Origin of the sequence: Sphingomonas olei (assembly GCF_045369765.1) — a bacterium.
Taxonomy (GTDB): Bacteria; Pseudomonadota; Alphaproteobacteria; order Sphingomonadales; family Sphingomonadaceae; genus Sphingomonas; species Sphingomonas panaciterrae.
The window spans coordinates 1-13,735 of record NZ_JBIQEU010000032.1 but is presented as its reverse complement, the minus strand read 5'-3'; the positions used below and the strand labels follow the sequence as shown (position 1 = coordinate 13,735).

13 protein-coding genes are annotated in these 13,735 nt (G+C 61.7%); 4 read left to right on the top strand and 9 right to left on the bottom strand.

Annotated elements, in window-relative coordinates; genetic code table 11:
- Window positions 1-58 precede the first annotated feature (58 nt).
- The 3 genes from ACH0BU_RS16990 to parA form a co-directional block, all read right to left on the bottom strand.
- Window positions 59-526 (bottom strand): hypothetical protein, encoded by a 468-nt coding sequence (locus ACH0BU_RS16990; RefSeq protein WP_500264382.1) that lies wholly within the window; start codon window positions 524-526, stop codon window positions 59-61.
- Between the two features lie 226 nt (window positions 527-752).
- Window positions 753-1,028: a ribbon-helix-helix domain-containing protein gene (locus ACH0BU_RS16985; protein ID WP_500264381.1), complete on the bottom strand. Its 276-nt coding sequence runs from the start codon at window positions 1,026-1,028 to the stop codon at window positions 753-755.
- On the bottom strand, window positions 1,025-1,678 hold the full coding sequence (parA, locus tag ACH0BU_RS16980) for a ParA family partition ATPase (RefSeq protein WP_500264380.1): 654 nt from the start codon (window positions 1,676-1,678) through the stop codon (window positions 1,025-1,027). Before parA ends, ACH0BU_RS16985 begins: the two co-directional genes overlap by 4 nt.
- Before the next feature lie 365 nt (window positions 1,679-2,043).
- Between parA and ACH0BU_RS16975 the strand changes: the two genes are divergently transcribed.
- The 3 genes from ACH0BU_RS16975 to ACH0BU_RS16965 all read left to right on the top strand — a co-directional run bounded on the left by ACH0BU_RS16975 (window position 2,044) and on the right by ACH0BU_RS16965 (window position 3,522).
- Window positions 2,044-2,523 (top strand): hypothetical protein, encoded by a 480-nt coding sequence (locus tag ACH0BU_RS16975; RefSeq protein WP_500264379.1) that lies wholly within the window; start codon window positions 2,044-2,046, stop codon window positions 2,521-2,523.
- Window positions 2,524-2,660: 137 nt separating this feature from the next.
- On the top strand, window positions 2,661-2,945 hold the full coding sequence (locus ACH0BU_RS16970) for a hypothetical protein (protein ID WP_500264378.1): 285 nt from the start codon (window positions 2,661-2,663) through the stop codon (window positions 2,943-2,945).
- 433 nt (window positions 2,946-3,378) lie between these two features.
- Window positions 3,379-3,522 carry a hypothetical protein gene (locus ACH0BU_RS16965; RefSeq protein WP_500264377.1) on the top strand — a complete coding sequence of 48 codons (144 nt, stop codon included), beginning with the start codon at window positions 3,379-3,381 and terminating at the stop codon, window positions 3,520-3,522.
- A gap of 297 nt (window positions 3,523-3,819) precedes the next feature.
- Here ACH0BU_RS16965 and ACH0BU_RS16960 read toward each other — a convergent pair.
- The 6 genes from ACH0BU_RS16960 to ACH0BU_RS16935 all read right to left on the bottom strand — a co-directional run bounded on the left by ACH0BU_RS16960 (window position 3,820) and on the right by ACH0BU_RS16935 (window position 12,676).
- Window positions 3,820-4,571, bottom strand: a protein-coding gene (locus ACH0BU_RS16960) for an IS5 family transposase (RefSeq protein ID WP_500264376.1) whose coding sequence is annotated in 2 segments (ribosomal slippage) — window positions 3,820-4,242 and window positions 4,245-4,571 — 750 coding nt in all. Because the reading frame shifts where the segments join, the coding sequence is not laid out codon by codon here.
- 329 nt (window positions 4,572-4,900) lie between these two features.
- The gene (locus ACH0BU_RS16955) at window positions 4,901-5,860 is read right to left on the bottom strand and encodes a helix-turn-helix domain-containing protein (protein WP_500264375.1); all 960 of its coding nucleotides are present in this window, start codon (window positions 5,858-5,860) and stop codon (window positions 4,901-4,903) included.
- Between the two features lie 395 nt (window positions 5,861-6,255).
- The gene (locus ACH0BU_RS16950; protein ID WP_500264374.1) at window positions 6,256-7,161 is read right to left on the bottom strand and encodes a replication initiator protein A; all 906 of its coding nucleotides are present in this window, start codon (window positions 7,159-7,161) and stop codon (window positions 6,256-6,258) included.
- Window positions 7,162-7,444: 283 nt separating this feature from the next.
- Window positions 7,445-8,202 (bottom strand): IS5 family transposase gene (locus ACH0BU_RS16945; RefSeq protein ID WP_500264373.1). Its coding sequence is split into 2 segments (ribosomal slippage): window positions 7,445-7,869 and window positions 7,869-8,202, totalling 759 coding nucleotides; the frame shifts between segments, so codons are not numbered across the junction.
- A gap of 2,480 nt (window positions 8,203-10,682) precedes the next feature.
- The gene (locus ACH0BU_RS16940) at window positions 10,683-11,711 is read right to left on the bottom strand and encodes a site-specific integrase (RefSeq protein WP_500264372.1); all 1,029 of its coding nucleotides are present in this window, start codon (window positions 11,709-11,711) and stop codon (window positions 10,683-10,685) included.
- Window positions 11,712-11,917: 206 nt separating this feature from the next.
- Window positions 11,918-12,676 carry a PEPxxWA-CTERM sorting domain-containing protein gene (locus tag ACH0BU_RS16935; RefSeq protein WP_500264371.1) on the bottom strand — a complete coding sequence of 253 codons (759 nt, stop codon included), beginning with the start codon at window positions 12,674-12,676 and terminating at the stop codon, window positions 11,918-11,920.
- 307 nt (window positions 12,677-12,983) lie between these two features.
- On the opposite strand from ACH0BU_RS16935, the gene ACH0BU_RS16930 reads away from it, so the two are divergent.
- Window positions 12,984-13,649 (top strand): rhomboid family intramembrane serine protease, encoded by a 666-nt coding sequence (locus tag ACH0BU_RS16930; RefSeq protein WP_500264370.1) that lies wholly within the window; start codon window positions 12,984-12,986, stop codon window positions 13,647-13,649.
- Window positions 13,650-13,735 lie beyond the last annotated feature (86 nt).

Here is a 13,735-nt window from a genome sequence, read left to right as displayed (position 1 = left end):
CCTCACCGGCGAATACCTCTGGCCGAAGGGTGCCGAGGCTTAGGGTGTCATTTCGCCCTCAGCCGGATTCGACCCCTTGGCGGAACCGCGCCTCAGCCTGGATACGCTCGGCCACCGCCTGTGACAGAGCGGCGTTGAGCGTGGCAAGATCGTCTGCGACGATCGAACGCTCCGCGGTCGCCCTGCCGTCACCCGACTGCGCCGGCAGGTTGATGATCTGCTGGGCGGACGCATAGTTCACCAGCTGCCGTTGCGATGCGTCGAGCCGTTCCTTCGCCTGCGCCAATTGCCGCTGCAGCAGATTGCGGCCGTAGGACGTAGCCTGAACCTTGCGCTCCAGATTGGTCTGGATGAAGTTCTCGGCCCAGGCATTCGCCACCTGCGCGGAAAAGGTCGGATCCGGGCTGGTGAACGAGATGTCCACTAGCCGCGACAGACGCGTTGGCGTGATCGACAGGTTATCGCGCAGCACCTTGCCCGCGCGGCCAAACCCGCCACCCCCGACCACGATCGTCCTGCCCGTCACTATGTTCTCCCTAGTAATCTCATGCGCAACACCTGGTACCGCGCTTCCTAAGCACAGATTGGAGACGCTCCATTCAACTTAAGGTTTACAGTCATCCGAAATCGCTGCAGCGCTAAATCAAGACGTTCACTTCATCTCATGTAATACGCAATCAATCTCGTAGACGACCTATCGGCCCTGTTTCGTACGCTACGCAGCTCGTGAGTCTAACCTACCGCCGACGCCCTCACTCCCCGATCGGGCTTTCGCCGTGCTTGCGCAGCACGTCGTTGAACGCTTCCGCCATCAACGCTTGGAGACTTCTGCCCTGCCGGCGCGCGAGCATGTGCATCGCGAAGCTCATCTCGGGCGTAAAGAAACCGGCAATCTGCTTGCGGCCGACGCGGCTTTCCGGGCGATTTCCGGAGGTACTTGGGGTGGTTTCGGCGATTCTCGGCGATGGCGCCGGCGCTGCCGGCGTGCTGGCGGTGCGCAGATTGGCGAAACTGGGCTTGCGGCTCATCGGGCGACCTTTCGATAACGCGGCGTCGGCAGGTCGAGCTGTCGACATACCCATCTGTATAAATCGCGAACTTCGCCCGCGGCGCGGCCTGAGGGTTCAGTCTCGGTAACGGTGCGCCCCTCGCCCGAGGCGTGGCGATAGGCCGCGCGGTCGGGCAGGATCACCGGGCAGGGCGGGGTGCCGTAGCCGTCGACCAGCTCGCTGGCCTCCTGGTACACGCGCGGTGCATTCGGCGGCCCGGCAGTGAAGACAACGAACGCCGGCTTGCGCAGGAGCTGCACGAGCTTACCGGTGGTTTGGATCGCGGCGAGATCGAATGCACTGGGTCGACACGGGATCAGCACCAGATCCGCTACCTCGACCGCAGCCCGCGCGGCGCTGTCCGCATGCGGGGGCGTGTCGATCACGATCAGCTCGGCCCCCTGCCCCTGAGCGGCCGCCACCTTAGCGGCGAGGCGCGGCGGAGGGCTGTCTATCACCTCGGGCGGCTGATCCTGGCGCCACGCAGCCCATTGGCTGGCGGTCGCCTGCGGATCGGTGTCGATGATCAGCGACACGCGCCCGGCCTCCTGCGCAATCGCGGCGAGGTGAAGCGCCAGCGTCGTCTTTCCCGCTCCGCCCTTCTGACTGATGATCGCTACTGTCGACATGAGGACGGCGGTTACATGTCGACATGTTAGTTTGTCGAGCGGAAAAACGTCGAGTTCGCGGCGGGTCTCCGCCTGACGCTATGCGCAATCGCCCATTCGCAGCCGTCAACCAAATTTTGTGGCAGCGTTGTGCCCATGCGACATTCCAGTGTTGGCGCCGCGCCATCTTGATCCCGTGGAACGGACCCTTGCGGACGAAGATTCGCGGCCAGCGCGCCGTGTACTCCTTACCTGGATTTCGAAGGAGCGCGCAGCCTCACGCGCGTCACATCGCACCAGCCAGTCGCCCAGTTGCGGCGCGCCATGAGGCGCGTCATCCTCCTAGCACTGGCGCCGATGTCGCGCTCGCCCGTGGATCGGGGATTTTGCAGCCGGTTGCGGGCTCGCAGGTCGAAACCGTGTGGACGCGCGGGTTGCCAGACGACACAACCCGTCAGTCGGGCGACGGTGTCACGGCCGATGTGTCGAGATCGTGGTCGAATGCCAACGAGACGATGGAGGTGGTATACCGCGCGCGCCTACCAAGCAAGTTCTCGCTAGCCGCGACAGCGACGTGGCAGGGAGAAGCCGTGCCCGCCAGTGCGGCCTGGGATCAATCAGCGTCGACATCGAGCGCAGCAGCGAAGCCAACGACAGGCAACGCCTTGGGTCGCCCGCTGCTTGACCGTCGCCGGCTCGATGTGGCTGGCGGCATGGCGAGCACCGTTCAGATTGTATTCGCGCGCGCCGGCGATCACCGGCCGGCGATCGGCGACCAGGTGGCGATCGCCGTGCCGATGCCCCACGGTGCCCGCATTGTTCGGTTCCGCGTCGCTGCGGAAAAGAGCGACCGCTTCATCGCGTAGCCAAGGGCGCAATCGTCTTCGCGCCCATCGGCATGGCCCGTACATGTCGACATGTTGATGTGTCGGAACGTCGTGGCCAGCGAATCACCTGCACACCTTGCTGTGCAGGCTGTTCGATCCCCGATACGCTGGAGTCCATGATCAAGCGAACAGCGCTACACCGCTCGTCGCTGACCACCAGCGCTTGGTGCTCCGGCGTCCGGCACAGCGCGATGCGGACGCGATCGTTACGGCGGTGGGTCACGCGGGAGATGGCGCGGCGCCTGTCGCGCGTGCCGCATCCTTATGGCCCGGCCGATGCCGCTTTCTTCCTCGACCAGATCGTGCCATACGAATGGACGTGGGCGATCACCATGCTAGGCGGCGAAACGCTGATTGGCACGATCGGCCTGACGCCGGACACGACCGAGCTTGGCAATTGACTCGCACGGCCCTGCTGGGGACGCGGGCTGGTGAACCCAGGCGGCGCGTGCTGGAGAAAGTAGGCTTTGTCGAGACCGGCCGCACGATGCGGCCATGTCTGGCGGCAGGCGGCGGGGTGCCGTCGCTGGAGATGTGCATGTTGCCGGTGCTGCGATCCTGATGAGCTCGTTGGTCGGAATTTGACGTGAGGGTACCGCCTTCTTAGCCTTGCCTTGATGACCGCGGTGGGTAGGTACGAAGCCATCGAACGACATCGCGAGCCTGGGCCGGACATCGAGCTGCGCCGGCCGACGAGGCAGCGACGCGTCCCTCAGGCTGGATGCGGCTGCGCTTGTTGCGAAATATGACATTGACGACACGCGCACGTTGCTCGTGCTCGACGAAGATACATTTGGTAAGCAGCTTCACCTCGTCTTGTGTGAGGATAGAAACGTGTTGGATCACCTGGTGATCGGCGAACCCTATGCGAACGGCGTGTTCCGTGCGGATGAAGGATTGGGTGACACCTTGCGCTTCCGGCTCAAAGGCAACGTGATGGGAGGCTGTCGATCCGAACCGAGGACCGTCGCGGCCTAGGCGGGTTACCGCCCGGGGTGCGACGTCGAACCGGTCTGTTTGCGCCGTGCTATATTGTCCTTAGCGGTGGACGCTATTGATGCGTGAAGCGCTCGGCCAGCCCTAGTGTCTACAGACAAACATGTCGACGCGTCTCTCTGTCTAGAACCATGTGAATATTCTATGTGGCTGAAAAAGCAACATTCTCGCTGGTCAGGCGTCAGCGAGACGGCTGGCCGAATAGCCCGAGAACTTGGCGAAATATTCCTCGACACGATGCATGGTCGCTGACGGACCGGAACTAGGGCTCAGACTCGTTCACAGCCAGAAGGCGACGGCGGTTGCGAGAGCAACGCCTGAGAGGAAGTTGGTTGCGAGCTTGTCGTAGCGGGTTGCGACGCGGCGGAAGTCCTTGAGGGGGCAGAAGGCGTTTTCGACGAGGTGGCGAGCGCGGTAGCGATCCTTGTCGTAGCGGATGGTGGGCTTGCGGTTGCGGCGTCCGGGAATGACCGGAACAGCGCCTGCGTCGCGCAGCGAGCGTCGCAGTTGGTCAGCGTCATAGCCTTTGTCGGCAAGCAGGTAGCGCATGCGGCCAGCGCGTTGAAGAAGCGCGGGAGCGGCCTTGATGTCGCTGACGTTGCCGGCCGTCAGCATCAGCGCATAGGGGCGGCCAATAACGTCGGTGAGCGCGTGGACCTTGGTCGTCCAGCCACCACGCGAGCGGCCGATCGCTTGCGCCGAGCGCCCCCATTTGCGCCAAATGCGGCCCGTTGCGCCTTTACATAGGTGCTGTCGATTGCAGTGCTCCTTGTCACCGCGCCTGCATCCACCAGGGCGTCGAGCAGCTTCAGCCAGAAGTCGCGGTGCGACCAGCGGTTGAACCGGTTGTAGACCGTCGTCGACGGTCCGTAATCGGTCGGGCAATCGCACCAGCGGCAGCCCACTTTCAGCACATGCAGGATGCCGGAGATTACCCGCCGGTCGTCCACGCGCCGGGCACCAGGCTGGTTCTTGGGCAGGTGCGGCTTGATTGCCGCCCAAGCCTCATCCGACAGCCAGAACAGCGCCATACCCGCACTCCCATGATCCACACCCACAGTGAATCAGGAAAGCCGCTCCACCTCAACTCGCTGATTGAGTTTGGACCCTAGTGCATCCTTGCTCCCCTTGCCAGGTGCGCGTGTCACCCCCCCAGCTTGCCAGAAACCTTCGGCGATCAGTTCGGACAGCCATGTCATGCTGCGGCGATGCCGAGCCGCAGGAGGCGACGCAAGCGGCAAGGGTTAGACCCACTCGCGTCGACATGCCGACATACCGCTACGCCGACGCTTCGGTCCTCTGACAGAAGCCGCAGACGGCTCGGTCGGCGAGGATCGCTGCCGGCAACTGCTTGATCCCGTTAGGGAGCATTGCGTCGGCGTGAGCCGATGCTTCGGCAGGTGTTATTGGTTAATTGGTTGTTGGGGTTTGAGGTGGGTCCACTGGAGAAAGCAGTCAGGCTGGATGTGTCGGTCGTCGAGGCTGACGCTACTTTTCTCGAATATATAGATTCGAGTAGCGGTTGCGGATGGTTTTGAGACTCGCACGATGCGGCAGTCTCGGCGCGGCGATCGATTGTCGCCCCCAGCTTGGCGAGCACACGGCCAAGCGATCCGCCGACTAAGGTCTCGGCCAGCTCGCGGCAGGAAAGGCTGTCGTGCATCTCGGCGACGTCTGCCGTGCGGTCCTCCTGCCGCCGCACCACATCGGCGGGGAGCGGCGCGGGCGCCAGCCAGCGCGGCAGGTGCGGCAACAGGCGCGTGGGCAGCAGCGGGCGATAAGCGTTGGAGGTCTGGGCGTAACGTGGCCCTTCCCCCCCCTCCTGCGCGACCCGCTTGAAGCGTCGCTGGCGGACTAAAAAACCGGCGACCTCAAGGCTGCGCAGCGCGCGCGCGACGGTGGCGCGGCCGAGCGCGGTGGCGGCAGCGAGTCGGTCATAGGTCGGGAAGACCCGACCCCCGTTGAGCCGCGCCAGCGTGCAGATCTCCTCAAACACGCGGATCGCGCCGGCAGTGAGGCCGGTGAGCGCCGTCTCCGCCGGCGAGAGCACACGGCCCTCGCTACGCACCGCACGCTTGAGGCGACGCCCGGCGTCTAGCGCGGCGCGCGCCATGCGCAGCAGGCGATCGGGCTCGCCCTTGGCCGGCACGGCGAAGAAATGCTCCTCGAACGTCCCCGCCTCGATGCTGTCGCGGCGGATCGGCGCGCCGGTGCGATGCGGCGCACCGCTCTTCGCGTGTAGTCGCACGCGCACGCCATCGTGGATGCGATACCGCGCAAGCGCCATCGCCGTCGCTTCGCCCAAGGCGAACGCCTTCATCTTCCTTCCCCCTCGGGGCCGGGACACGAGACAAAAAGAGGGCGTGGCGCGAAACGCGCATCCTTGAACCGAAGCTGGTTCGGGGGTATGAAGAGAGGCGTTGAATGACCTCGGATCGACGTTTGGCGACGTCGCTTCACAACTCCCTTGGGATGCCCGGCCTTCGTGCCGGGCTTTCCTTTATGTGGTCACGGCCACCTGCTTGCTAAGCGCCGGCCCCATTGCCGGCACATTAGCCGTCTTGTTGCAGGTTAAATCCAACATCGAAAGGCGTCATGGTTCGTGCTTTCGAGTATGAAATGCCGAAAAAGTTCGTGCTTTCGAGTATCAATTGGCGTTTCCATTCGTGCTTTCGAGTAGGAATTGCGCCAATACTTCGTGCTTTCGAGTATGAATTAAACGGCGTCTTGCTTGTTTGCCGTGGCCGACCCGCCCGCTGATTCGCCTGATTCGTCCGCCAGCCGCGTCGTGCGCCGCGTGATCACCACATTGACCGGCGCGGCCTTGCGCCCGCGTCCCCTGCTCTCGCCGTCATTCTCGCTCGCTGCCTCACCCTCGACCAGCGCGAGATCGTAGTCGGGGATGATGTCCGTACCGGCGATCTGCTTCAGCGCGGCGCGAAAATTGGGCAAAGGGTTCTGATAGCCGATCTGCAGCCGGAAGGTGGCCAAGTCGACCTCCAGCCGTCCCCCTTCCGCATCGGGCGCAGTGGCGCGCGCCACTTCGTAGATGCGCCGCTCGATCGGGCCGAGCTGGAAATAGGTGGCGGCATAATCGAGCACTTGGCGGTCGCGCAGGATTGCACGGTACAGCCAGTCGCACAGCCGGACCTTCACCGCCTTCAGCCGTTTCTCACCGGTGCGTGTCTTGGAATAATGCAGCCGCGCCTCGGACAGCCAGGAAAAGAAGCCCTCCTCCCCCTCCCCGCCTGCCTCGATGTTGGTCTTGATCTGCGTGCCCTGCAGCCGCTCCAGCGCCTCGGACAGCCGCTGGTAGGAGCGCGCCGAATGATTCGAGCCGGTGGCTGAGAACAGATCGTGCGCGGTGAAGACGAAATCCTGCGCTACGCTTTCCCCTTCCTCAAGCTTCGCGGTCATCAGGCTGGCGATATAGAGCACGATCTCCTTGTCGTAGATCGTCGCCACCCCGTTGGACGACGGGCGCACCTCGATCGAGACCGGGCCGTGATTATAGGCCAGCGGCTTCATCCAGGCGCTTTTGGCCAGCGCAAAGAAGGGGAACGCCATCAGCGAGCGCTCGCCGCGGATCTCACCGATCAACGGGCTGTCGAGCTGGAACAAGTCACGTTGGGGAACGTCCCTGCGGCGCGGCGCTAGGGCTTTCGAGGATGGTTTCTGGGGCGATCCGGAGGGGGGGGGGCTCATTTTGGATTTCCTACTCGAAAGCACGAACTTTTGGGAGGGCGCGCGGGCGACAAGAGGGGAATAGGCGGTAAATGGCTGTTGGATTCGTGCTTTCGAGTAGGAATTCCACGAGCCGCATGTGTTGGTGAACCGGGTTACGCCAAGCGGCGACGCGTCGAGATGTCGACACGTCGGGCATGCTAGGGTCAGGACTCATTGGTCATAGCCAGAAGATGACGGTGGCCGCGAGCGCGACGGCCGAGAAGAAGACGGTTGGGCAGCGGTCGTAGCGAGTGGCGACGCGGCGCCAGTCCTTCAGACGGCCGAACATGATCTCGATGCGGCTGCGGCGCCGGTAGCGGCGCTTGTCGTATCTGACCGGCTCGTTGCGCGATCTGCGGCCCGGGATGCAGGGCTGGATGCCCTTGGCTTCCAGGGCGTCCCTGAACCAATCGGCGTCATAGCCACGGTCGCCAAGCAGCCACTGTGCTTTCGGCAGATCGTCGAGCAAGGCTGCCGCGCCGGTGTAGTCGCTGACCTGCCCGGCGGTCATGAAGAAGCTCAAGGGCCGCCCGTCCGCATCGCTGACGGCGTGCAGTTTGGTGTTCATGCCGCCTTTCGTGCGGCCGATCAGGCGGCCGAGATCCCCTTTTTTACCCGCAGACTCGATGCCGTGCGGTGTGCCTTCAGGTAGGTCGCGTCGATCATGACGGTCTTCGGTACGGCTTCCGCTGCCGCGAGCCCCTCCATCATGCGCAGGAAGACACCCCTCTCGCCCCACCGCTTCCAGCGATTGTAAAGCGTCTTGTGCGGGCCATAGTCCTTCGGCGCATCACACCAGCGCAGCCCGTTGCGATTGACGAAGACGATGCCGCTCAGCACCCGCCGGTCGTCCACCCGCGGCTTGCCGTGGCTCTTGGGAAAGTACGGCTGCAGACGTGCCATCTGCTCATCCGTCAGCCAGTATAGGTCGCTCATCCACGCTCTCCTCACAGAGCCTGAATCAGATCGCGCCTCCCGCATCAATGGGTCCTGACCCTAGGGAGCACCCAAGGCTGTACAGCTCCGCAACCTGCCGCGATTTGTAGCGGCTGCTCTCCCAATCGTCCACTTGGCGCCCCCGCCGAGTCGCACAGCAAGATGCCGGCGGCTAGAGCGGCTATACCAACCGAATGCTTTCAATTACTTTGCTCTAGCGCGCACAATTGGGCACCCAATCTGCGTGCCCACCCTGTGGCTTGCAGTAATGGGGGCGCTTCGCCGTCCACCCGCATCCGCTGGGCAGGATATGGTGCCACCAGTTCCATCGTCTCAGTTAGGGGCGCGCGCTCCTCATCCTCATCGTTCAACAGCAACGGCATCGCCTTTGGTGAGTTGGTCCGACCGGCTGTTCGGCTCAGTCGTCAGGAACGCAAAGACGGCGCCGCTCTCGGCCGTGCGCCAGATCCCGGCGAAGCTGTCGATCGGCCGGCTCGTCGGTTCGGTAGCCGTTTGTTAACCTTTCTTCTTCATTAAGGATGAGCAAGCCGGGATGCCCATCCCCCCATGAACCCGGTTTGTTTCAGGTGCCCCGCCTTCGCCCCGCAAAGCTCGGGCGGGGCACTTGCCTAGACCGTTCGGGCCTTGCCGCAGGCATCCACGATGGTCCGGTGACGCTTGCTCCGTGGCGCTTGTTTTCACGCCACAATGGTCGATCATCACGAGCAGCCCGGCGCTAGCCCGCTGCTGGCTCCGCAAGCACCTCGCATCCATAGGGCCGCGAGCGTCGTGCTTGCGTTGCAGACTTGGTTGCCCCGCCACTGGGCAGGCCCGTCGGGGCTTTGATGAAGTTCAATCATTGCTGATGCCGTCACCCTTCCGGCTTGCGTTGTTAACCATGCGAGACAAGACTGCTATCTGCGAATCGGCGCCCCAGCCTTTCAGGCTAGACCCGCTCGCAACAGGGTTGGCGCGGCGTCTCCACAACACCCCCAAAAGGCGTCGCGCCTGCTTCTTACTCCGGCCGCTTATCTGCGCCTGGGATGCGGTGAAGCTTATCCGCGAACGGCTCGATCTCCACCTCGTTGTCGCTAGCGCCAGGCAGCAGCGCGTCACGCAGCCACGCTGGTTCGGGTGCCTTAATCATTGCTCCTAGTGTTGGTCGTGGAAGCGACGGGCAGACGCCCCGCCAGCGGCTGTCAGCGCGGCGCCTTACCCTCCTTGTGTCACTATGGTTGGATAAGACGCCCTGACTGCCTGCGCAGGTGCGGCGCGTCTTTCGTCCTCGGGATCGGATGGGGCAGCACACCAAGAAAGGTTGGGCCGGAAAGCCGGCGATTGTGGAGAAGGGTCGATGCGCCCGTGGATCATAGTGCGTTCATGGCGGAAATAAGTCCCGCAACGAACGCGCCGCTGACGAATAGCGTTGCCAACCACCACAACAGTTCCTCAGGCTCGTCGTCCATACTGTGAGGTATCTGGAAGGGCTGCATGTAGGACAGCGGTAATTGCCCCCCGACCGCTAAGCCTCGTTCTGTTTGGATCAAACTTGATGTTTACCGTTATTGCTGCGCTCGCAAACGTGATTGCTGCGGGGGCTTCGTTTCAATGCACGCATTCTTCGCCGAGCCTGTGCAGCTTCTCAGGCGCCGCGGCATCGAGACGCCCGGACAAGGCGTACTCATCCATACCTGACAACACCGCCTTCTCTGTGACCATGGCAATCCAGGGCTTCCCCGTCTTTTCGCCGGCCGGGGTCTCGACATTTGGCGGCGTCGCTCCCTCTGCAATGGACGCCTCTGCAGGTCCCTCCCAATGCATCTGCTCCGCACAGCTCCTGCTCGGCAGAGGGAGCCGCTACTTCATCTTCGCTATTGGTAGATCAGATCAGCTCGTTGAACATGTAACGCACGGAGTTGGTATTAGCGCTTGTGTGCCAACGGCTTGCCACGAACGGACTGCAGCTTATCACCCAGCACGCCCGGCCTCAGGATCAAACGGGCTCCTGCCCGCCCGAACCAAGACAAAGCGATCAAATCGAAAAAAAGGCGCGGCGCCCCCGTGGGGTGGGCAATCAAAGCGCCGCGCCTAGTCCGGCTGAGCCTAGAAGCTTTTTACCAGCCGTCCTCTTTTGTGGCATAGAGTCGATCTCTCTGAAAGAACATAAGCTAAAGATACGGTCAAAGCGGTGATTGCCGCATACCTTCAAACGTTCATTTTCTGGTCAAGCGGTTCAGCTTGAGAAACCGCGTGTCGTTTAACAATATGTGAGCGGTTTCTGGTGTGTCCTCGATGCCTTCTCAGCGTCTCGCGTTGTTGAGCCGGGCCCGAGGCGGCATCAGGCTTTACCCAGAACAATGTCCTTTGTGACTCTCGCGCACTCATACGCAGCCTTTGATCCAAGCCGATGAGGAACGCCAGCCACAACACATGTCGACAAGCCGCTTTGTAGACATGTGCACACCTATGCAAAACTGAGATTACAGGAAGCGCTGACCGGCATGATCCTTGAACAGCTCCGCATTGCGGACATAATCAGACAGGATCTGCACCGACTTGTGGCGGCTAACTTCCTGCAGCTTGAAGATCGTCGCGCCTTGCGAGGCGCCTTCGGTGAGGAAGCCCGCCCGCAACGAATGGCCGGCAAATTGTGTCGGATCGTACCCGGCTGCCGCGGCATGCTGTTGCACGAGACGCGCGATTGCACGATCGGACATCGGGGCAGGGGTGAGCGCGCCGCCCCGCGACAATCGGCGGAAGAGAAAGCCGTCACCATGCCCCGCCGCTGCCATCCAGGCGAGTAGCATCGCCTTGGGACGGATCCGCGAGCCTTCCGGGATCGCGATCACCGCGCCGTGCCGCGCCTGATCGGTTTTCGACCGCGCAATTGTAAGCCGCAAGCCTTCGGGCACAATCGTAACATGATCGACCTCCAGCGCGACGATCTCCGATCGCCGCAGCGCGGCAGCCATGCCGATCGCGAGGATCGCGCGGTCGCGCAAGGACCGGAGATCGTCGCCCTCAATGGCGGCAAGCATGTTGCGCAGCGCAGCCGCATCGGCCGGACGCTTCTGGCGCTTGGCGCCGCCATGCTCGGCCCGGATGCCAGCGAGCACCTCGGCGAGCCGCCCGGCGGTCGGCAGCGCGGTCGGCGCCGGATAGCCGCCGGCACGATGATAATGGCCGATCGCCGCAACGCGCCGGTTGATCGTCGACGGATTGCGCCCCGCATCGGCCTGGTCACTGGCAAACACCGCAACAACATCCGGCGTTGCCGGCAACGCGGTCAGACCATGCGCATTGCACCAAGCGGTGAAGATCGCCCAGTCGGACTCATACGCGCGCCTGGTCGCGCCAGCACGCGCCGCCTTGGCATAGGCTGCGGCACGCTCGATCTTGGCATTGAGGATCGCCGGCAGCGCCGGTTGCGCCGGATCGAGCGCAACGAGCGCGGTTTCATGACCGCCATCGGCGGGGTCGAGCATTGGCAGGGAAGGGGACACAGCCATCAATCGCGTCTGCCACGCCGAATTCGGACGCGCCAGCCTTGTGTCCGAGAATGACACTTATCGGACATAGAGCCGCAAAAAAGGTGCGGCGCTGCATCGAAGCGTCGCACCTGATTGTTGAAAAGGAAAACCGACATCCGCTTAGCCGTGGTGACGCTTAAGGTCGCCACTTGCTGCAATGCCGTCATTGTCATAGCTCAATAGAACTAAGCAGCTGCGAGGGTTAGCTCTTGCTGCTTCCTCTTGCGCCGCATCGCTCCGCCAATGGAGCCGAAACCGATCAACATCATTGCCCAAGTCGATGGCTCGGGAACTGCTGGAACGGAACCGATATCGACTGTCCCGTACCTGATCGTGCCACCAGCGACAATGAACTCACCAGCACCGTCCCCATAAAACGAAACGGTTTTAAAGGTGTTCGAACTGTCGATAGCTCCCACAAAGTTGTAGAAGCCTTGACCGGCAGGGATACCGGGATTGTCGTTGCTGTCGTTGGCAGTTGCAACGAGACGTGTTGCTCCTCCATCAAATGCAATATAGAGAGATGAAGGATAGCAGCAGGTCGCCCAATCGCCGATTTCTAAACCAAAGGCGTTAATGGGATTCGCGAAAGAGAATGTCAGACCTGACGAGGGAAATGGAGAGTCTGGATCGATTCCAATCGAGTCTCCACCGATAGCCGAGCCTGAGGTATTGGTGCTCACCGGCAAGTAACCACTGTCTATAGACCTGAAACTGCCGTCAGTAGAGCTTATGGTGTATCCGCTGCGCACCCAGGAGCTTCCCAAAGACAGATTGGAAAGCGTAGCAAGCGTAACAGTACCACCATTGCTAGTTATAGTGTTGTCAAATGCCGTAGTTTGGTTCTTTACTGGCCCGTTCTGAATGGCTTGCCCGATCGCTGGTGAGGAACTTGCCATTACAGCAATGACTGCAGCCGCAACCATAGATTTCTGGTTCTTCATGCCGATTCCCCTTTTTTATCAAGGAGTTCCTTGACCCGTGGAATGCTTCGCCAGGACAATGTAGGAAGGTTGCGTGGCAGCTACGCAGAACAGATTGGTGCGACCCGACTCGTATGGTTAATGGAATGATATGCACGAGATCAAAGAAAGTAAAATGCTATTAAACAGGGGGAGATCAGCATTGTATGAGCAGAATGGTGTTGAACCGCACTTTTTGTTCGTCATGGGGATTTGGATAGTATGCCCGCAGTCCAGCTTCCCATGGTGATCTGGATCAGATTGTCGACTCGGCGTGGAGCAGGTAATCATGGTTGTTGATCCCTCGCCAGACGTCGGTTCGGATACTCTGTTTTTGCGCCAGTGGCGCGTACCATGGCACTCTCATATTGTGCCGATCACCTTGAGCTTGGTGCTTGCCGTGATCTTTTTCTGGGGCGGTGTACCGCTCGCTTCTCATTGGGCACTCTCCTGGCGAGCCATCGAGAATGGACGAGTAATGCCGCTCGTCCTGCATGTGTTTGCGCATGGCGGGTGGTTACACGTGCTTTTGAACCTAAGTGCGCTCCTCTTCCTCAGTGCGCCGTTGATATCGCGACTGGGCCAGCCACCGTTGGCTTGGGTACGCTACCTCTACATGCTGATCGGAAGCGGCATTTCGGGAGGGGTACTCTTCCTCCTGGTCAATCGCGACTCAGGTGCATCCGTGCTGGGCATTTCAGGGGCGGTGTTTGGTCTTGTGGCCGCCTTGGCGCGCGTGCACCCCGCGACCGGAAATCTGGTCAACGTACGATCACAAAGAACTTGGCTGCTGGTTAAGTTCTTTGTCCAAAACCACCTGGCGCTGTTCCTGCTCTTGGCGATCATGGCTGTCCTTTCCGGGCGGTGGGTAGGACTTGCCTGGGAAGCCCATTTGGGCGGCCTGCTGTTCGGCTTCTTTGCCACGCCACTGTACCTTGAGCGATCCGACAAATAGCAGGCCGCATGAGTAGCCCCTAGTTTTCTAGACGCCTTCCGCTTTCAAAATCTGCTGCCGCTCGAACTTGACTGGTGACAGCATGC